Source organism: Ruminococcus sp. B05 (assembly GCF_003628495.1).
GTDB lineage: Bacteria > Bacillota > Clostridia > Lachnospirales > Lachnospiraceae > Schaedlerella > Schaedlerella hominis.
On the sequence record NZ_RBZR01000006.1, the window covers coordinates 116,398 to 137,896 of the forward strand.

A 21,499-nucleotide genomic window follows, 5' to 3' on the forward strand; every position below is an offset into this window, starting at 1 on the left:
ATATTCAAAGCTCTTTTCTATAAATAGCAATGTGCCTGCAAACTACTGAATTCTATACTTTCATTATACGCCCTTGACAGCATTCCTCAATCTAAATATAATGATATTTATATAACGATATATAGATTTGAGGTTTTAACACATGCTATATCAATTTCATTCCAAAGAATTTTCCCAGACTCTTCCTATCCAACTTTGGATGTTTGGAGCAAATCATTTGCAGGAACCGGTCCGAAGACCTCAGGGAGTTCCTTACTTTCAATGGTTCTACTGTGTAAAAGGACAGGGCGAACTTATCTTAGATGAACAAAGAAGCATAATTACAAAAGGACAGGGATTTCTTATTTATCCTGACCAGGAACATATTTATCAGGCAGTCACAAATAACTGGACTTTGCATATTATTGCCTTCAATGGTCCTCTCTGTTCTGATATTCTTGCTTTACTTCAAATGGGCGAATCCGGCGCTTATCATTTTTCGGATGGCTCTATTTTCGAACAGCATATTCAAAAACTCCTCTGGCTTTATGAAAATCGTTCCAGTGATCAGACGCTTTCCTATTCAAAAGAATGCTACGATTTTCTTTTGGATCTTTCCAGATGTATCACGCGCACACATGAATTTACATATTCCCACGAAAATCCTTTCGTCTTGAAAGTCATTTCGTGGTTAGAGGAAAATTATGCCCGGCCGATTAGCCTGAATGAATTGGCCGAAACGGTCAATCTTACAAAGGATTACATGTGTGCTTTATTTAAGAAAAATACCGGTGAAACAATTATTCAATGTCTCACCAGCATTCGTATTGGTCATGCCCGACAATTTCTAATTCAATATCCCGAAAAAAAGGTCATCGATGTAGCACAAATGTGTGGATTTGACAGTCCAAGTTATTTCGGAAAAACGTTCAAAAATATTGTTGGGATGACTCCTGAACGATATCGTAAAAATGGATAAACCGCTAGGGACGGAGTTTTTTGGCTCGCATGCATGCCAAAAAACTCCGTCCCTAGCGGTTTCTTTCAGTATTTTATTTTTCTTCGCCAACACCGATATATTTCTGTTTTAATTCGTTCAGGTTCTCTACTTTTTTCTGTGTCATTGCACCATCACGGATCTCATTTGAATGCTCCCATTTACCAGCATCATGAAGACGTGATCTGTTCTGTTCTTCTTCAGAGAAGATTACTTTGATATCTCCATCTTCGATTGTCAGTTCACCTTCGATACCGCAAACTGGACATTCTACTTTATTTCCCTTATGGCTGACTGTCAGAATATCTTCATGACAGACTGGACATGTTCCCTGATCATCACCACGGTATTTTGTACGCTCTTCTTCTGTCTCAGCATTCAATGCATCTACGATGTTTCTTCCGAGCTGTGTCATTCTATCCATAACATCCGGTCTGCCAAGAACATGGCTGATGTTCATTGCTCCAAAATATTTGTATTTATCGATTACATCGATTCCCATTGGGAATGTAAATTCGTACATGTTAGGAAGTGAAAGTGATAACCAGTTTTCTGTTCTTGCTCCACCAACTGTAATCAAAGCTCCAACTCTTGGTTTTACGCTTCTTACATCTGGATATGTCTGAGGATCTCTGCCCTCTTCGATTCCTTTTTCTACTGCTGGTCCACGGAATGTCTTATCATGAGAAGGTCCGATTCTGTCACAAACAACTTTGAAGTTACCTGTTGGTGCAAATTCATATGTCGGAGATCCAACGATAACAGCATCTGCTGACATCAATGCTTCTTCAATGATATAGAATTCGTCATCTTTATGTACACATGTACCTCTTCCGCGTCCTGACATCAGTCCACCTACACATGCACAACATCCTGTACAGATATGAATGTTAAGGTCATCACAACGTACAAACTGAATCTCCATTCCTGCACGTTCGCATTCTAATAATGCTTCTTTAATCATGACCTCTGTGTTTGACATTTTTCTACCAAATGAGAAACCAACTACTTTTTTCTTTTCCATCTTCTTTATCCTTTCTTTTGTTTTTTTATTAACAACATAAGTCTCATTACAAATATATTGGAATTTTCTGTAACTTCTTTTGATGATGTATTTATCATACAAGATAAACGGATGAATCGTCTCTTATTTCTTTATTCTAATCTCATGTAAAATTTATACTTTTCTCTAATGTGTTTTGACACAGCAGAAAACCAAGGACAAAAAAACGAATAAAATTTTTGTCCTTGGTTAGTTTTCATTATGGAGCCAGCAGGGACGGGGAAGCCGACAGGGACGGAGTTTGTGGCTTTTTTGTAAGCAAAAAAAGCCACAAACTCCGTCCCTATTGGCTTCCCATGTCGGATCCCTTACTCACATTCCTTAAGCAATTTTTTCACCATCGCAACGTGACGTGTCGTCTGCTCGATGCTGTCATATCCACCTTCTGCCTCATATTCTGTTACAATGTATCCTTCATAATCAGAAGCTGCTATAACTGGAATGATCTCCTCATAAGGAATTGCCACTTCATGAAGATTTTCATCTACGTAATGACATTTTCCATGCATCTCAAAACAATATGGCATAATACGTTTCAGCCCTTCCAGTTCTTTTGTACAGCTCTTTCTAAACTGTACAAATCCATACATACTGTTCAGTGTTCCGCCAAGCTGAGGACACTTTTCAATATCCGGTGCCATGATCTTCATTGCCTCTTCCATTGGGACTTCTTCGTAACGAAGCTGTGCACATTTCTCCAGTTGTTCTACTGTCGCACCTGCTGCCAGTGCACGATCCCAGTAAGGTTTATTTGGTTTTGTTGCAAAGCATCCAAAATCCGGAACAAATCCAATATATTTACTTCCTGACTTCTCGATTGCCTCTACATAATCTAAAATAGCCGGTGTAATCGGACTTTCCGGATTATGAATTTCAATTCCTACATGAACATTATAGGCCTCTGCATATGGAGCAATCCGCACCAGTCCGGATGGAGATAACAAATACTGCTCTCTCATAACCGTGCAGCCAAGTTTATTTGCAGAAATAATATCTGTAATAGCTCTTGCTACCATCTCATCTTCTGTCAGGTCGCGGTCTTTTAACATGCCTCTGTCCATATTAGCAGAATAACAGATTGGTCCGATTCCATATTTTTCTTTGCATTTCTCAATAAATGCTACAAATTCATCACTGACATATGGATAAGAAGGAATCATCTGTGCAGCTACGATTTCATATCCTTCTGCACCAAGTTCTGCTGCTGTTCTGATCACACCTTCCAGATCAAGTTCTCCTTTTACATATGGTTCTGTCAATGAAAATAATGTAATTCCTGTTTTTACATTTGCCATGATATCAGTCCACCTCCTAATCAATTACCTTCATGTGTTTACTTCCACAGCTGTCTACCGGCATATACTGGTGATCTGGTCCGATCGGCATATATGGTGAGCGGAAGAACAATGTTACATCAATATCATGTTCCCCTTCACTTAATCCCCCTGGACAAAATACTTTGATTGTTGCCGGTTCAATAACCTGCCAGAATTCTGTATAGCATTTATCAAATTCAATCGGACTGAATTCTTTTCCATTAATACAGAATTTAATTGTTTCTGCTGGCACTTCTTTTCCGTCTACCTTTACACCGAATTCATCAATTACAGAAAGGAAATGTCCACGATAATAACTCAGACGAATATCAAACTGATATCCGATATTTTTTCCATTTACTTTCACATTTTTTAAACTGTCATCAACAACAACGTCAACGAAGTCCATTCTCATTGCAAATCCCATTTTCTATCTACTCCTTTAGAATTTGATTTCTTTATTTGCCTCTGCCGAACGATAGATTGCATCCAGAACCTTTGTTACTACCAATGCTTCTTCCGGTTTTACAAGCGGCTCTGTATCATTTTTCACTGCCTCCAGCCACTGTTTACAATCGATTGTTCCTTCTTCACCGCTTCCACCACCGAAGTATGCTACGGAGCCAACCGGTGAGATTGTCTCTTCCATTAACTGTCCGTTTCTTCCACGGTTATAGATCAGTTCATTCTTTGGATAGCTCATACCGGAATGAATCTCTGCTCCGGCAAGTGTTCCGCAAAGTGTTGTAGATGCTTCTCTGGAATCCAGGATATTCAGTGCCCAGCTTGCTTCCAGCATGATCGTTGCGCCATCTTTCATCTTGATGTATCCCATTGCAGAATCTTCTACTTCATAAGTTTCCGGATCCCATGGTCCGAAAAGGTTACCTTCTGTTGCCTGTGGAAGATGTCCCAGTTTGTAATATACAGATCCATTGACACTGTCAACGTCATAGTTGTTCATACACCACAATGTAATATCCAGAGCATGTGTTCCGATGTCGATCAGAGGACCGCCGCCCTGCAATGCTTTGTTTGGAAATACGCCCCATGTCGGAACTGCTCTTCTTCGAACTGCATGTGCTTTACCATAGTAAATCTCTCCCAATTCACCTTTTTCGCAGGAAGCATGTAAGTTCTGTACTTCCGGTCTGAATCTGTTCTGATATCCGATTGTAAATTTCATTCCTGATTCTTTCCATGCATCCACCATCTTCTGTGCTTCTTCTGGATTGTGGGACATTGGTTTCTCACAGTATACATTTTTCTTTGCTGCAAATGCATCTACCGCGATCTTACTATGAGATACATTTGGAGTACAGATGTGTACGATATCGATTTCCGGATCAGCCAAAAGCTCACGATAATCTGTGTAAACTTTCGCACCTTCTACACCATATTCTTCGGCTGCTTTTGTCGCACGTTCTTCAATAATATCGCAAAATGCTACCATCTCCGCCAGATCTGCATTATTCTTTAATGCCGGAAAATGTTTCTGGTTTGCAATACCACCGCATCCAATGATTCCTACTTTCAATTTACCCATTTGCTCTTACCTCCTGCGTTACTTTCTTTGTTGATACTAGGATAACATCCAACCGACATATTCACTGCCCCACATATGACTATTTCATTGTCTTTAAACCACCTTCCCTTTTTCGCAAAAAAACAAGAGGGGTCAAAATTATACATTTAATTTTGACCTCTCTTATATTAAGATACTTTATATGTTTTCAGGGTAGGATAATAATATAAAGTTTCTCAACCAATATAATGATATATTTTTGAAGTACTATTCAAATTCTTTCACATACGGATTTTCTTTTGTACAAGGTTTCCAGTCATCTCCATCTGTTGGTTTTCCTGTACGCATAAAGTGTGTCCAATAATTCAGCATATCTTCACTCAATTTTCTATCATGTTCTTCCCACGGTCTCCAACAACGGTCCATCGTTCCAAACATATACCATAACTCTGCGCAATGAAACGCTCCCCAATCATCCCCCGGAAGATGTCTCTTAAAATAATATACATAAGATGGTTGACCCCAAAGTTCTTCTGCTTTTTCACTCCATTCAATGCATCCTTTATAAAGGGCTGTTTTTTCTCCACTTTCAATCATTTCCGGAGTCACAAACAAATCAGCTTCTGTTGTTCCCAGCATATACGGAATCTGTTTTACATGATTATTATTCAAGCAATCTGTTGTATTTTCTTTAAACACATATCCATCTGTCACCGGCATAAATAAAATCATCTCATGCTTCATTGCTGCAAATTCTTCTGCCATTCGCTCCAATTTTTCGGCAGGTATCTTTCGCAGTTCTTCTAATGAAGCAGCTCCTGTGTAAGTTATGAATTCTTCTCCAATCTTCTGTGTCTCTTCCCATGTATGTCCTCCCAGAGATTCGTTATTATGAGCACCTCCACTTTGAAAAATTGCCTTTGAAATCATATTCCCGGATAGCTCTGTCGATACAAGGAACTGCGTGCTCATTGCACCCGCAGATTGACCAAACACGGTAATGTTATTCGGATCTCCACCAAAATTTTCAATATTTTCATATACCCACTTCAATGCTTCAATCTGATCCAGAATTCCATAATTTCCAGAAACTCCATGCTCATTTTCTTCATTTAACCATGGGTGTACTAAATTTCCCCACATTCCAAGACGATACGCAATCGTTACCAAAATAACGACTTTTTTACAATATGCTTCTCCGTCAAATTCTTTTTCCCAACTCCAACCGCTTCCAAAGCCACCACCGTGAATCCAAAATGCGACCGGAAGTTTCTCATCTGGCTTTTCTGCAGGAGTCCAAATATTCAAATACAGACTGTCTTCGCTCATCTCCGGTATATACTCTGGAAGATCATAAAATTCCTTTACTAATTTTTCTTTCCAGAAAGGTACTTCTCCTTCTGTATCTGCCTCCTGCCAGCCACGTTCGCGGAATCTATCTGCATGATACACCCCATCCCATGGTTCTATCGGCTGAGGTGCTTTCCATCGCAACGCTCCTACCGGTGGTTTTGCATATGGAATTCCTTTGAATATTGTATATCCTTCTGCTTCTATCCCTTCTATTTTACCTGTTTTTGTTGTTACTAATTTCATATTAACCAAATTTCTCCCGTTTTTATTACTCGTTTAAGAGTGCTTCTCTTCTTTCCTTTAACTCTCCACGGACTTTTTCCATCTTTTCTTCATTCAAATCAAAAATTAACATCGGAATAATTGCGATTGCTGCTACCACAAGTGGAACAATATTAACACCCACATTGATACCTGTCAGAGCTCTTGCAGTTAAATCCGCACCAGTTGTATACCCAAATGCAGCCATAACCATAAGTCCTACAGAACCTGCAATTGCAGAAGAAATCTTTGTCATTAATCCGTTAAATGCAAATGCAACTCCATCATTTCTGACACCTGTCTGATATTCATAATTATCCAATGCATCTACAATCATAGAACCTACACATGCACTATAGCCTCCACCAAGACCATAAATCAGATTTGCTACAATTGTATAAGGAATATTGGTATATGGACCAGCAAACATCATAACAAGACCAACAATCTGAATGATCTGTGATACAATTACTATCTTTTTCTTTCCAAATTTTCCAATCAAAGAAGGAACAATTGGAATCAGTACCAGGCTAACCAAGCCCGCCAATGACATCAACACTGAAGCCAGAGCCATATTACCTACACAGAACATGTAATAATAAAAGGCTGTACATGCTCTTCCGATCTGACTAAACATTGCACAAAACATGTATGCATAAACACAAAGCAGATTCTTATTTGTGAAAATAGATTTGAAAAATCCCAAAAATGTTGTTCCCTGATTTCCATTTTTTGATGCTGCAATTTCTTTTGCTTTTGCAAGCTTCGGATTTTCCTTACAAAAATGCACCATAATCAATACTAATGGAAGCGAAATAACTGCATAAGCAATTGCTGTCTTCTGATATCCGGCTTCTTGTACGCCCTTTCCCAGGAACATGATTAACGGCATTGTACACATTCCAAGCACTGTACTTCCAAGAGCTCCTGCCCACATGGAAGAAGCAAATAACTGGTTCAGTCGTTTTGGTGTATCTGTCATTCTTGATGGCAAAGCATTAAATGGTACATTCATTACTGTATAAGCCATTCCAAGACCAATATATGTAACATATGCATAAATAAGCTTTGTTGTACTGCCAAAATTCGGTACACTAAATGTCAAAATCGTAAATACTACCAATGCAATTGCTCCGGCAATAATGTATGTGCGATACCCTCCCATCTTTCGATAAGTTTTATCCATGATTGCTCCCATCATCGGATCATTGATACCATCCCATACTTTTGCTACTAACAGAAGCGTTGCTACTGCAGTTGCTGACAATCCAAATACATCGGTATAAAAATAGGCAAGATACATGTTAACCATTGTAAAAGATAGCTGACATGCAAAGTTTCCTATTCCATATGCACCAACTTGAATCGGTCCTACATTTTCTTTTGTCGTGTTTTCAGCTTTCATTGAAGCCACCCTCCTTTTCCTTTGATGTTTATATTTTAAAATTTATAAGAACGAAAAACTTATCTATTTTTATCCTATAGTTAATCCTATTTGATTTTAAAACTTATCCAACGCAAAAGAAGCAAAAATCAAACACTTTTTTGTCGATTTTTGCTTCTTTTTTCATAATAGCATAATTATATTTTTTCTGAAATCTCTGTCATAATATTTGTACAAATGCCATCTCATTTGATTCCAGAATTAGTTCAAATTCCAATATATCCTTTTTTGTTTGCATATATCTCACTTCCATGCGTGGAATACAAATTTGTTTTAAATAAGAAATTTCCGAGCGCATCAACTCTTTCGAATATCCAAGTTTCCCCCATTCTGCCAGCACATTTCCACAAGACTCACTCACCCTGTACATACAAATTTTATGTTTTCCCTCTCGCATATTTTTTAATTCAAACTGCAGTTTCAACTTATCATTATTCTTGAATATAAAAGGAAGTTCTTTTACTTCAAGAGAATTTTCAGCTTTCATGTTATAGCTATAACTAAACTGCTTTGCATTAAATGCCAGAATCTGAATGGTTTCTCTGTGTTGTGAAGTTGCAATATAGTGCTGCCCTTTTCCAATCAGTCTTTCTCCCATCCATCCCCAGAATTCCATCGCATAATATGCCGGCTTTAATATACCATCTTTCGTAATCAAACCGGTTGCACCAATCAGCGGAGAAGTAGAATCAAAATACTGAACCGTCCAGTCACTAATGCTGCTATAGTTCATTTGATCCAATTCTTCTGTTGCATCTACCATCTGCATCAACATATGACACGCCTTTGCACAACTGTCATTATAAATATTTCTCTCTGAAAGTGAGGTATTCCACTCTGTCAGCCATATTGGAGTAGCCGGATATTCAATTGAATCAAGTAATGCATGATAAGCATCAATATCTTGCTTAACAAAATGTGTATCCGATTCAATGCTAAGTAAGCTATACTGTTTTCCTGCCACTTGTTCTTCTTGTCTTTCTACCTGATATGGATAACTCATAAATGTCAGAAAATCTGGACGATCATATCTGTCTTTCCACCAGCAAAGCTGTTCTCTCAATACATTTCCCGGCATTGTTGCATTCAACCCACTACCACCGATTTTTGCTTCCGGTATGTATCTTTTAATAATTTGCCATGTATGTTTATACAACTTCTTATACGGGATTTTCCCTATACCAGTCACCTGCTCTGGATCACACCAGATTTCAAACATCCATTTACTTACTTCTTTTGCCGTGTAATACTCTGTCAAATGTTCTATAAGAGCTGTTAGTACCTGCTCCCACTCTTCCAGCGATAAAAAGACAGGCTCCATTTTTGTCTTTTCCAGTACATCATCCGAACCAATCGTCACGATCATTTTTCTACGCCGCTCCGACAATTCCAATATCGGACAAACTCCCTGTTCCAACAAGAAATCTAATACAGAGTCTACTTTTTCAAAGTTCATCTGCTCTGTCTCATGTCCTGAACGGATTTTTAATACCGGATCAAACGGGTTTGCAATATGAATATATTTCAAGCCCAGATTTTCAATTGCAGTTGCCACATGTTTTTGTACCTTCGCTTCTAATAAATCTGCAAACATTCCAACATTCATACTTGTCTTTGCTGCATTCTTCAATAATCTGCTCTGTTGTAAATCCAGACAAATCTTCTGCTCAGTTTTTTCGATTTGTTGTTTTTTCTTCTGTGAATACTCCAAATAAGTTGCCAAACCAATCATATCCGACTCTTGTGGCACTGTTTCTTTTTGTTTTATATTTTTTCTGTATTCTTTCGGTGTAATAGAAAATACCTGCTTGAAATTTTTATTAAATACAGAAATGTTAGAGAAACCACAATCATAAGAAATCTCCGTAATCGATTGATTCGAAAACTGCAATTCTTCTTTTGCATGTTCAAGCCGTACATTTCTTACATACTCCGTAAATCCAACACCGATTTCTCTTTTAAAGAATCGAGAAAATGCCGATTCTGATATATAATATTGTTTCGCAATTTCACTTAGATTTAATGTGCGTTGATAGTTGTTCTGTATATAATCTAAAACATCTTTTACTTTACCGTTTATTTTCTCATAATCATCCAGACTTCTCTCTTTATCCAGATACTGTGCTTTCAATGCTTCCAGAAGAGAATAATATAAGCTCTTTACCCAAAACCCATCCGGTTCTTCCTGATATTTTCTTAAAATAGTTTCCAAAATATAACGAAGCCTTGCATAATCAATCTCTGGATTTGTGATACTATTACACTTAAAAACTACTTTTTCTTTTTTTATGACTTGTTTTAATTTATAATAGTCAACATACATTCTGCATAGCAATGCATTTCCATGTTCCTTCCAGGCATGAATTTCCTCTGAATTAATCAGTATTATGTCTTTCGAATTTGCCTGAAAACTTTCTCCATTTATTGTAATATCCACCTTTCCTATAAGAATATATAGAAGTTCTATGTTCTTATGAGAATGTGGAGCTTCTTGTATATTGGATAAAATCTGTATTTTTTGCTTTTCCATGCTTAAATCTGTGTCCTGTAATATTCTAAATCTGCCTTCAAAACATCTAGTCTCGTTCCCTCTCCCGGTGTATACTCACGCTCCACAATATACGCTTGACATCCATGCTCATCTTTCGGAATGCTTTCAAAATCCAATGGTGGCAATGCTCCGATTACTTTACCAATGCGGTTCAATGTTTCCGCAAATTTGTGTACTGCCTCGTCATCTACCATACATTCCATGCCGATTCCAATAAATTTCATTTCCAAAGCTTCTGCCAGAGGAATTAAGAATTTCACCATTTGTCTTTCCCTCCTGAACTGTTTTTCGTTGATATAAGAATAACATGCCTTCACTATATGCACTGCTCTCCAAATGACTATTTCATTGTCTTGAAATCACTCTCGATTCCTTCTCTCAAAAAACAGTGAGGTCAAAATCATATGTATAATTTTGACCTCACTTATATTAAAAGATTCTATATATTTATGGGTAGGAGATATATAGATTCTCTTAAACAATAGTATTAATCGAATACAATCGTCTCTCCTGTTTCTGCTGATTTATAAATTGCTTCAATAACACGTGTTACAACTGCTGCCTGCTCTGGAAGAACTGCTGGTTCTGTTCCCTTTGTAATGCAGTCAACCCATTTTGTCATATCATATTCCCACATATTGTATTTTGCTTCCGGACTTGTCGTCTCTGTCACAAGTTTTCCATCTACCATCTTTGTTACTCGTACACTGTCTTCAAATCCAGGTCCGACCATGTCTGCGCCTGCTAAAGTTCCTGCTACAGAGCAGATGATTCCTGGTGCCTCCTGCAACATATTTGAACGCCATGCAGTTTCAACATAGAACATTGCACCGTTTTTCATTGTAATCATAGCCATTGCTGTATCTTCTACATCGAAATTGTCAGGATCCCATGGTCCAAGATCATTTCCTTCCGGATAATTTTTCATTTTATCAAATGTCACTCCACGGACACTGGCAACATCATAATTGTTTGTCAGCCACATCGGAAGGTCAATAGAATGAGGACCTCCATCCATAAGGACACCACCACCATTTAATTCCTTATTTGTATATACACCATATGCCGGAAGACGCGATGGACGAAGCTGTGAAGAACGAATATAATATACATCTCCAAACTCTCCTGCCTCATACATTCTCTTCATTTCCATTGGTGCTGTATTGTAACGCCATTGTGTACCACTTGTAAGTTTCTTTCCTGCTTTTTTCTGTGCTTCCAACATTTTCTGTGCATCTGCATAAGTACAAGCAAGCGGTTTCTCACAGTAAACATCTTTTCCATGTTCAAATGCACACAGCGTCATCTCGCAATGAAGCGGGTTTGGAGTACATACATGTACAACATCAATGTCCTCCGCTGCACACATTTCTTTATAATCTGTATAAACTTTTGCAGAAAGCCCAAAGTCTTTGTTTGCTTTTTCACATCGCTCTGGAATGACATCACACAATGCAACAATTTCTACTTCATCCAGATGATTTACAAGCTGTGTTAAATGTTTTGTTGTTCCGATTTCACCAACACCGATAATACCAATTCTTTTTTTTGCCATTGTTCTTTTCCTCCATTATTTTCTCACTATTTTTTTCTTATTCCGGCAATACTGTGCAAGATGCCTTAACTTTTGCTTCCCGATCCTGGAATGTGAAGAATTCTAAGCAGAAGTTTCCGTCATATCCCAAGTCTTTGATCGTATTTAAAATGAATGGATAATCCAGTTCACCAACTGTAAGTTCAGCTCTCATCGGAGCTCCGGCTCCATGAATATCACCAATCCATTTCAGATTATTTTTAATTGTCTCAGTAATTTTTCCTTCGATATTCTGGAAATGGAAGATATCATAAAGAAGTTTTACATTTTCACTTCCTACACTCTCGATCAATCCAAATGCCTGTTTTGAACTTGTGAAGAATCCATCGGTCAAAGGCTCAACAAGAACTGTAACACCTTCTTTCTCTGCAATCGGTGCAAGTTTCTTCATCGCATCTTCCATCGCTTTCAAAACTTCCTGCTCAGAAAGATCTTTTGCGTATTCTGCTGCGTTTAAAATCAGTTTGTCACATCCAATCTGCTTTGCTTTTGGAATGCTTTCTGTAAACAGTGATACCAGCTCATCTGTTTTTTCTGGATTTCCTAAAAATGGAGCTCCTGCTGAAACACAGGCACGTACTTCGATTCCAAGCTCTTTGCTTGCTTCTGCAATACGTGCAAGGTCTCTTCCCTGCAGATCAAACATCTCAATTCCTGTCAAACCATTTTCCTTTGCCAGCTTCATTGCCTCAATGATTCCATCTGTATCCGGCCAAACCGGTCCTTTTTCACCAACTCCGACAAACATAATGTCGGCGCATAAACTGTACTTCATTTTTATTGCTCCTTCCTTTTTCTTTGTCATTTCGTACTTTTATTCTAACAAAACAACTTCACTTAAGCGTTCCTCCTTAGCAACACTTTTTCCAGAAGAAGAATAATGTTTCAAATTTGAAACCAACGTTTTGTATAAAGAAAAAAGATTGGTTTCACAAATTGAAACCAATCTTTTTAATCAATATATTTCATTCTATATATCTCATTTAACATAAAGAAGTACATTTGAAATGCCAGCACTCCTTCTACGACATTTCCCTCTTTGCTCGAAAACAATATCTGATCAAAATATATCTGATACCTTGATTTTCCAGCCATACTTCCATATACCCTAGCCTTCTGCCTTTTTATGTTTTCAAATACCTGTGTCATATCCATCGTTTCCAAGTGATCGATCATATTCGTAAATACAATGGAATGTTCATCAAGCGTCAGACTGTCTTCCAGCATATCCGGAAATAAACAATAATATCCTGTCTGTTTTCCATCCATGGATAAATTTTGCTGTAACGCTAATATCGAACTGTCTTTATATGGCGTATAGAATACAATCTTATCTGCTTCTGCCATCTCATCCACGATGGACTCCATTTCATCCATATTCATCTTGGTATCCATTAGCTGATATGTCTGCATAACCTGACTCATGAATTTTTCTTTGATTCCCTGTGGCGTTTCTCCTTCATTCTTAGGTAAAATACGATTGTAATAAGTATATTGTTTTACCGCCCTTTTTAACTCATGATGGAATTCTGAGAAATTGCTGTACCCCATCTTCTGAACCATCCTCCAGATTGTAGTTCTGGAAGAGTTCGTCAGCTCCGCAATCTCGTATATCGTTCCATTCGCAGCTTCTTCCATATTCTCCAAAATTCCCTTACAGACATTTCGATATGTGCTGTCAAATGACAAATGATTATATAATTCTGTCAAATTCTGAAGTACATTCATAGTACCCTTCCCCCTAAATCTGTGTTCTATAATACTCCAGATCCGCCTTCAGGCAATCCAGTCTGCTTCCTTCTCCTGGTGTATACTCACGTTCTACAATATATGCCTGACATCCGTGTTTGTCCGCCACTTCTTTCAGTGCTTTCCAGTCTACCAGACCGTCTCCTGCCGGACAGTTGATCTTCTTCTGCTCTTCCATCTGTGCTTTTTCTTCTTCTGTGAAGATTGGTGCACCATGTTCATCTTTTGGAATACTTTCAAAATCCATTGGAGGCTGTGGTCCAATTACTTTACTGCTCTCTTTAACATGGATCAATTTGATTCGTCCACTGTATGTCTGTACCAGTTCAATTGGATCAAATCCAGCTGCTGCACACCATCCGGCATCCAGTTCAAAACTTACATAATCCGGATTTGTCTCTTCCATTAATACATCGATTACACGCTTGTCACCACATGGCACAAATTCCTGTGTATGATTATGATATGTCAATGTCAGTCCATGTTCAGCACACACTTTACCAATTCGATTCAATGTATTTGCAAATGTATGCACTGCTTCATCATCTATCATACATTCCATTCCGATTCCGATGAATTTCATTTCCAGACTTTCAGCCAGTGGAATCAATGACTCTACCATATCTGTTTTTGGAGCATGCATTGATACCGGTTCCAGATGTAACTCTGTAAGCAAAGCTTTGAGTTCTTCTGCTGGAATTTCAAAATTTGGTCCGAATAATTCCACTCCATCGTACCCCATCTCTGAAGCCAGTTTTAAATTCTCCCTGCTGTCATTCATTGTTCCATCCATAAATGAATACATCTGTAAATTAATTTTTCCCATTGTTTTTTTCTCCTAATGATTTTCAATATTTTTCTGTTCTTTGTCTGTTCCAATCAAAATCTGCTTTCCGCAAAATGCGAATCCATAATGTCTGATTCTCTCCTGTGGTATACCTCTTGCAATCAGTTCTTCATCATATTGTTTCTCTAAAATCTGGGATAATGCATTTTCCACCGTGCATTGTAAAGATTTTTCTCTTGCCTTATTCTGTACTTTAAATTCCATCACAATGGCATCTCTCTGTGCCTGAAGTGGTTCCATAACCACATCATATCGTCCAAATCCACTTTCTCTATTTGATGTAATTCTATATTTCCCCGCCAGATCGACAATCAGTCCCAACACGAAACCATGATAAAAACGTTCCGGTTCTAGCTTTTCAGACGGCTTTTTTCCAACATCAAAACTGCTAAAAGTCTGTTGTGCAACCTGATTCATGAACTCATTCATATAATCTAAATCTCCGGCAAGAAGTGCTTCTTTAAAATTTCCAAATCCTGCATCATCTTCCTCAAACCAGTCTTCAATCATTTTTTCGAACATCAACATTGTCTCATGATTTGTAATTTTAAGAGCATATTGATGTTTTCCACTTTTCACATCCATCTCATGTCGATCTACCTTTAAATATCCACTGGCAAGCAAAAGACTCCAGATTGCGCCTCGCTTTTTACCAAGCTGTTCAAAAACTACTTGTTCGTCTAACTCTGTGGAAATCACTCCACCATTTAATAAGTCTTCCATCTCCGACTTTATCTTTGCTGAACTTTGGCGAATCAATGTCGAAACCAGGGCATTACTACTCGTATCTGCCCAATAAGTTCCATATTCTCCCGTATCCAGATATTTTGTTATCGACCATGGATTATAAATATCCTGCCTTTTTCCAAACGAAAATCCGTCATACCAGTATCGAATATTCTCTTTCTCTGATAATACACCATTATTCTCTAACGCAAGAAAAACTTCTTCTTCCGTAAATCCAAAAGAACTGCTGTACTTTTCAGAAGTCGTTGTCACAACCTCCAGATTGTTTAAATCCGAAAAAATAGATTCTTTGCTTACTCTTGTGATTCCCGTCAATAATCCACGTTCCATATATGGATTTGTCTTAAATGTTGAATTGAACAAACTTCGAACAAACGCCGTAAGTTTCTCCCAATATCCATGAATATACGCCTCCTGCAATGGAGTGTCATACTCATCCAAAAGTAGAATCACCTTTTTTCCATAATATCTGCTCAAATAATCTGACAAGTAATTGATGGATACTGCTGCTGCATCATCTGACATACTCTCCTCAACCGAATCAAAGTAAGCACGATCTTTTTCATTCAATACTTCACTTTCTTTTATAAATTCAAATGCACTGTATAATCTTACCAGTTTTCGAATTATAGCTTTCCTGGCAGACTCATAATTTGTCGCCTTAATATCCGCAAAACTAAGGGAAATCACAGGATATGTTCCCTGCAATTGCCGGAAACGCTTCTCTTTCCAAATATTCAGTTCCTCAAAATACCTGTCATAATCTGAATATGATACAGAAAAGAAATACTCAGTCATACTCATATTCAATGTCTTGCCAAATCTTCTCGGACGAGTAATCAACGTAACACTATCCTGATTATCCCACCATTCTCTAATGAAATCAGTTTTATCAATATAGAAACAGTTGTTTTTTCTAATTGATATAAAATCCTGATTTCCAATAGATATTACTGATTTCATAACTTTCATGCTCCTTCCCATTTCATTTATTCTATCATATTTTTTCTGTCAAAAAAAGAAGAAGGAACAGATTGTCTAAAAGATTATCTACAATCTATTCCTTCAACACTTTTAAGTATAAAATATTTACTTTTTACTCAGCTTTTGCCATTGCTGCAATCTTAGCTTCATTTGCTTTTGCTTTCTCTTTTGTCATTCCGACACATGCAAAGAAAATTGCTGCTACAATGAAGAATGCTGCTGGTGCAAAGTTGATTACTTTATCCATATTTGAAAGTACTGTTGCACTCAGATTCTCTGCATTTGCAACATATCCAACTGCACTAAGAGCAAGGATACCGATTGAACCACCGATTGCGTTACCCATCTTTGTAGAGAATGAGATACAAGATACGATTACACCATCAGAACGTACTCCTGTTCTAATCCAGTTATCATCGATAATCTCAGCACTCAATGTAAAGCATGTGATTGATACTACATTTGTTACTCCATAAAGGAATCCTGATAATACAACCAGACTTGTCAACTGGTTTTCTCCAATGATATAGAAGAATACACAGCACAGTGCCTGTGCGATACATCCAAGTGCACCAACATATTTTTTACTAATACGGTTCAACAAGAATGGTGCGTAGAAGTTTACTACTAACATACCTGCTGACATTGCTGTTGCAAATCCAGCGATCAGGGCAGGATTTTTCATAATGTAAATGAAATAGTATGCCATAATACCGATTCTTCCGAACAAACCTGTAAGGAATGTAAACATTGCAAGAATCAAGAATAATGCGTTTTTATCAGATAATGTGTATTTGAAAGAATATCCGAGTTCTTTCATTGTCTGTCCGATAGATTTTTTATCAGACTCGTTTGCTCCGATAATCTCTTTTGTTGATGCAAAACATACCCAGAAGCATGGGATACATACAATTGAGAATACCAATGCAGCCATAAAATATCCGTGTGCAGAAGATGCTGAACCATTACCAAATTTTAAGATCATTGGCATTGTTACTGCACTGATGACCATCTGAATCAGTCCTGAACCGATTCCTTTGAATGCGTTCAGAGATACACGTTCTTCATTAGAAGCTGTCATTACGTTTGCTACACACTGTGTAGAGATATTAACTGCTGTATAAGCCATTCCGCATCCGATATATGTAAATCCACACCAGATTGCTTTCCAACCATTTGGAATATCCAGATTTAAGAATGTCAGACAGTTAAATAGTGCAAGGATTGGAGCTCCCCATAAAATGTATGGACGGAAACGACCCCATTTTGATTTTGTTTTCTCAGCAATTGCTCCGAACATTGGGTCATTTACAGCATCCCAGATACGTGCGATCAACATGATTGCTGAAATAATTACAGGTGTTAATCCTACAACATCGGTATAGTATACTGTCAGATAAGAACTAATCAATGTCCAGGAACACTGAGATCCGATCTCTCCGAAACTATATCCAATTTTAGTCCAGATAGACAGCTTTTTTGCTGCCGCAGCACTTGATTGTACTGGCGTGTTTGTGTTATCACTCATTTTCTCTTCTCCCTTCAACTCAAACATTTCTGTCCTCTTGTTGATATTATCTTATCAACATTTTGAGTTTCCTGCATATTCTAAACCGACCCCTTTTGTTACTCTCATGACCTGATTTTGTTACTTTTCTGACATTATCTTTCCAAAAGTCATGAACCGACATGAATATTTTGACCTTTTATTTTTATGTGAAAATAGAAAATGTGATATAGCTCCTATTTGAAACTATACCACATTCTTACTATAATTTAACTATTTTCACTTTTATTACTCTGAAATTTTTCGAATTCGAATAAACGCGATTTCATTTGCTATCAATTTAATATTCAGATTCATTTCATTTTGTTCCGTTTTCATCTTCTGTATTGTCAGTTTTGGCTCACAGACTCTTCGGAAATACTTAATATCATTTCTGGAAAGTCCTTTTTCATAATCAAGTTCTCCCCAAATGGAAATCACGCTTCCATTTTTCTCATTGATTCGATATACTTTAATCTGGTAAGTACCTTCACTCATATCTTTTAATTTAAGACTCAATTCCAGTTCATCACGATTTTCAAAATATCTCCACAAATGTTCTTTTTCCAGCTCATCTTCTTTTGTTAAATAATAATTGTAGCTTAATCCCTTCTGATTATGACATACGATTCCATATGAATCATGCTGATCTGTAGATACCAGATAATTTTCTCCATGACCAACATAATATGGATATAAACGATTCAAAAAATCAAATGCAAATCCAGATGGTTTTAAGATACCATCTTTGGTCAGAATTCCCGCTCCACCAAACAGTAATTCATTTGTATCGTAATACTGCTGCGTACGGTCTGTTCCCAGATAATGTGCTACTTCATCAAGCTGACCATACAAATCTAATATATTTTTTATAATATATGCTCCACCAAAGCAACTATCATTCAGATAATTTCGAACTGATGCCGTAAAATTCCATTCTGTGATATAAAGTTTAATATCATCCATTTTGGCTTCTGCAATCTGTTCTTTTACACTATTTATATTATGCAAGAAAAAGTCATCATCTGTACTTCTTTTTGCATAGCGATCATCATTTTCTTTTCCTCGTTCATAATTATAAATGTAAATAGAGATAAAATCAGGTCTACAATGTTGCTCATTCCATGTTTTTAAGAAATATTCTCTTAATTTTGCATCCAAATCAAGCCGTAAACCACTTCCGCCGACTTCCATACCTTCACTGTATTTTTTTATTGTTCGATATGTAATATCAAACAGTTCAAAATATTGATCAAATGCACTCTTTTTCCATTGACCTTCATTAAACCAATATTCCACTCTCCAACTATCCACTTCACTTCTTCCATATCTGTAGATTAAATGTTGCATGAAAGCATTCAAGAAGCGTTCCCATTTCTTTGGTTCCATAAAGTCAATACTAAGATAATCTTTTTCTCGTTCATCACAGATTTGTAATTTATTTATGTTATATACAATCATATGTGATTTTACACCGAAATCAATATGCGGTTTTAAATCTAAATTAATCAGAAAATCAAATATGGAATCTAATCTTGTAAAATTATAATTTTCTTTTGGATCATCTACATTAATCAAAAACTCTGGTGAAAAAATATTCCAGAATCGAATGTATTTAAATCCCAATGCCTGTTTCAGCATCATAACATGTTCCTGCACCTCAGATCGAAGCAATTCCGATGCTACACCAATATTAATCGTATTTCCCCAGGAATTTTTGATTTTCTCACTTTGCAACACTGAATGTTCTCCCTGACAGACACTCAATTTATCCTGTTCTTCTTCCGACTGACTATCTACAACAAAATATTTTTCCAGACGTTTCTCAATTTCCGGATTTTGTTTTTCTTCTTTTTGTTCCTGCTTCTGTTCTTTTGCCTTTTTTCTCATAGCAGAAGGCGTCTCTCCATACGCCTTCTTAAACACCTTGTTAAATACTGCTACACTGGCAAATCCATTATCATAAGCAATTCTTGTGATTGGCGCACTTGAATATAATAGCTCATCCACTGCATGAAACAAACGAATATTGGTCAGATATTCTGCAAAACTCATCCCATAATTTCGTTTAAAAAATCTGGAAAGATATCCATTTGACAGATATAATTTATCTGCCAGATCTTTCAGGCTAATTGGCTGATTATAGTTTGCCCTGATATAATTATTAATCTGAAGAATTCGATCTTCAAACTTATCCTTGTCATCCATATTTTCCCGGTCGGCTGCCTGCACAAGGAAATACATTGATAAGATATCCATAACACGATAACACAATGCAATATGCCCAAAATTTGCTGTATTTCCATGTGTTTCCAGATAATGGTTCAACAATGCACGCAAGATTTTTCTTAATTCATCATAGCGGTCACTTTCATCTTTTGTAGAATCACACCAGAAAATCACATCAATACTCTGAAATACATCACTGACCAAATTATATGAAATCATGATCTGCATATACAAAATATCTTCCGAACCACTTAACATATGTTTTTTATTCGCATTTACGACTAAGACATCATTTTCTTTCATATGGGTTGTCTGTTCCCCGATCGTAACATCCAATGTACCTTCCAGTAAATACAACAATTCAATATCCTGATGGAAGTGCTCCAGTTCATCTACTTCATTCAACACACTAAGCTTCAGCTTATCTCTTCTTGTATCCTGTTCCATAGTTCCTCCTAAAGTCATCCTTTTCTATAATATTTTGAAGAAAACTTTTCTCTCTTTATTTATCTTAACATTATAGCAATTGAAAATTGTGAAATCCATTCTTGAAATTATTAAATTTCATATAAAATTTGTTATAATTTTTACTTTTCTTAGTGAATACCACAAAAATTCTACTACTCTTTTTGTCTTTATTCTAGTGCACATCAAATCTGTTTTGTCAACGTTTTACATGCGTTAAATCCACTTCGTTTGTATCGCGTTTTTACCTTTCTGTTCTTATAATTTTTTCATATGTCATAATAACGATATGTGTTCTTGACCTCTTTTTCTTTTTGGGCAAATTCAATTGACACTGCTTTTTTCTTTCTACTATGATAGTATCCATAGGGGACGGAGTTTTTGGCTCAGTTACTGTCCCCTGTGGATTTTTCATATTCACATTTTTTCGAAATTCAATAAATCATAGGGAGGATTTTTATTATGACAACAGTATTTACAACAAATGTAGTAACCGACAGAGACGCATATTTACCACTTGCAAAAGCATTTGCAGAAGATGTGATTGCCAATGACAAAGGATGCCACGGAATGCAGGTTTTTGTAAACCCAGAAACCAAAGATGAAGTTACCTTTGTTTCTCAATGGGATTCTCAGGAAGACTTTCTCGCACATGTGCAAGGAGATACTTTTAAAAAACATATTCCAGGTATGGGGGCTTACTATGTAAGCGGTACGGATACATTTCTTGAGGAGGCATAGAAAACCACAGGGGACGGAGTTTTTAGCTCAAACTCCATCCCCTGTGGTTTTTAATTTTATCATATAGTTTTGGGTCATGTGGGTCACTAAAAAAGCCATTAACTCCGT

17 protein-coding genes are annotated in these 21,499 nt (G+C 37.0%); 2 read left to right on the forward strand and 15 right to left on the reverse strand.

Translation table 11 applies throughout. The features are described from left to right. Positions 1 to 142: 142 nt before the first annotated feature. Entirely contained in the window at positions 143 to 958 is an 816-nt protein-coding gene (locus tag D8Q48_RS06770) for an AraC family transcriptional regulator (RefSeq protein WP_117989718.1), read from the forward strand. Positions 959 to 1,031: 73 nt separating this feature from the next. Here the strand turns inward: D8Q48_RS06770 and D8Q48_RS06775 are convergent, their stop codons facing one another. The 15 genes from D8Q48_RS06775 to D8Q48_RS06845 all read right to left on the reverse strand — a co-directional run bounded on the left by D8Q48_RS06775 (position 1,032) and on the right by D8Q48_RS06845 (position 20,632). Continuing rightward, positions 1,032 to 2,000, reverse strand: coding sequence for a flavodoxin family protein (locus D8Q48_RS06775; RefSeq protein WP_118689224.1), 969 nt, complete (start codon positions 1,998 to 2,000; stop codon positions 1,032 to 1,034). Positions 2,001 to 2,347: 347 nt separating this feature from the next. After that, positions 2,348 to 3,334 carry a xylose isomerase gene (locus D8Q48_RS06780; RefSeq protein ID WP_121055992.1) on the reverse strand — a complete coding sequence of 329 codons (987 nt, stop codon included), beginning with the start codon at positions 3,332 to 3,334 and terminating at the stop codon, positions 2,348 to 2,350. Between the two features lie 16 nt (positions 3,335 to 3,350). Continuing rightward, entirely contained in the window at positions 3,351 to 3,782 is a 432-nt protein-coding gene (locus tag D8Q48_RS06785; protein WP_117991901.1) for a DUF6379 domain-containing protein, read from the reverse strand. 15 nt (positions 3,783 to 3,797) lie between these two features. Next, entirely contained in the window at positions 3,798 to 4,901 is a 1,104-nt protein-coding gene (locus D8Q48_RS06790; protein ID WP_121055995.1) for a Gfo/Idh/MocA family oxidoreductase, read from the reverse strand. A gap of 246 nt (positions 4,902 to 5,147) precedes the next feature. Then, positions 5,148 to 6,476: a carboxylesterase family protein gene (locus tag D8Q48_RS06795; protein WP_121055997.1), complete on the reverse strand. Its 1,329-nt coding sequence runs from the start codon at positions 6,474 to 6,476 to the stop codon at positions 5,148 to 5,150. Between the two features lie 25 nt (positions 6,477 to 6,501). After that, on the reverse strand, positions 6,502 to 7,899 hold the full coding sequence (locus D8Q48_RS06800) for a glycoside-pentoside-hexuronide (GPH):cation symporter (RefSeq protein WP_121055999.1): 1,398 nt from the start codon (positions 7,897 to 7,899) through the stop codon (positions 6,502 to 6,504). Positions 7,900 to 8,098: 199 nt separating this feature from the next. Beyond that, on the reverse strand, positions 8,099 to 10,468 hold the full coding sequence (locus tag D8Q48_RS06805; RefSeq protein ID WP_121056001.1) for a helix-turn-helix domain-containing protein: 2,370 nt from the start codon (positions 10,466 to 10,468) through the stop codon (positions 8,099 to 8,101). A gap of 2 nt (positions 10,469 to 10,470) precedes the next feature. Continuing rightward, the gene (locus D8Q48_RS17125; RefSeq protein WP_191855115.1) at positions 10,471 to 10,752 is read right to left on the reverse strand and encodes a hypothetical protein; all 282 of its coding nucleotides are present in this window, start codon (positions 10,750 to 10,752) and stop codon (positions 10,471 to 10,473) included. Positions 10,753 to 10,976: 224 nt separating this feature from the next. After that, positions 10,977 to 12,044, reverse strand: coding sequence for a Gfo/Idh/MocA family oxidoreductase (locus tag D8Q48_RS06815; RefSeq protein WP_121056003.1), 1,068 nt, complete (start codon positions 12,042 to 12,044; stop codon positions 10,977 to 10,979). Between the two features lie 37 nt (positions 12,045 to 12,081). Further along, positions 12,082 to 12,858 carry a sugar phosphate isomerase/epimerase family protein gene (locus D8Q48_RS06820; protein ID WP_121056005.1) on the reverse strand — a complete coding sequence of 259 codons (777 nt, stop codon included), beginning with the start codon at positions 12,856 to 12,858 and terminating at the stop codon, positions 12,082 to 12,084. A gap of 176 nt (positions 12,859 to 13,034) precedes the next feature. After that, the gene (locus D8Q48_RS06825) at positions 13,035 to 13,811 is read right to left on the reverse strand and encodes a MurR/RpiR family transcriptional regulator (RefSeq protein ID WP_118724581.1); all 777 of its coding nucleotides are present in this window, start codon (positions 13,809 to 13,811) and stop codon (positions 13,035 to 13,037) included. A 13-nt stretch (positions 13,812 to 13,824) separates the two neighbouring features. Further along, the gene (locus D8Q48_RS06830; RefSeq protein ID WP_022074616.1) at positions 13,825 to 14,658 is read right to left on the reverse strand and encodes a sugar phosphate isomerase/epimerase; all 834 of its coding nucleotides are present in this window, start codon (positions 14,656 to 14,658) and stop codon (positions 13,825 to 13,827) included. Positions 14,659 to 14,670: 12 nt separating this feature from the next. After that, positions 14,671 to 16,389, reverse strand: coding sequence for an AAA family ATPase (locus tag D8Q48_RS06835; protein WP_117991893.1), 1,719 nt, complete (start codon positions 16,387 to 16,389; stop codon positions 14,671 to 14,673). A 133-nt stretch (positions 16,390 to 16,522) separates the two neighbouring features. Continuing rightward, positions 16,523 to 17,938, reverse strand: coding sequence for a glycoside-pentoside-hexuronide (GPH):cation symporter (locus tag D8Q48_RS06840; RefSeq protein WP_118724626.1), 1,416 nt, complete (start codon positions 17,936 to 17,938; stop codon positions 16,523 to 16,525). Between the two features lie 267 nt (positions 17,939 to 18,205). Next, positions 18,206 to 20,632 carry a helix-turn-helix domain-containing protein gene (locus tag D8Q48_RS06845; protein WP_121056007.1) on the reverse strand — a complete coding sequence of 809 codons (2,427 nt, stop codon included), beginning with the start codon at positions 20,630 to 20,632 and terminating at the stop codon, positions 18,206 to 18,208. A 480-nt stretch (positions 20,633 to 21,112) separates the two neighbouring features. Here D8Q48_RS06845 and D8Q48_RS06850 point away from each other — a divergent pair, with 480 nt between their 5' ends. Continuing rightward, complete coding sequence (locus D8Q48_RS06850) at positions 21,113 to 21,391, forward strand: antibiotic biosynthesis monooxygenase family protein (protein WP_121056009.1); 279 nt, start codon at positions 21,113 to 21,115, stop codon at positions 21,389 to 21,391. Positions 21,392 to 21,499 lie beyond the last annotated feature (108 nt).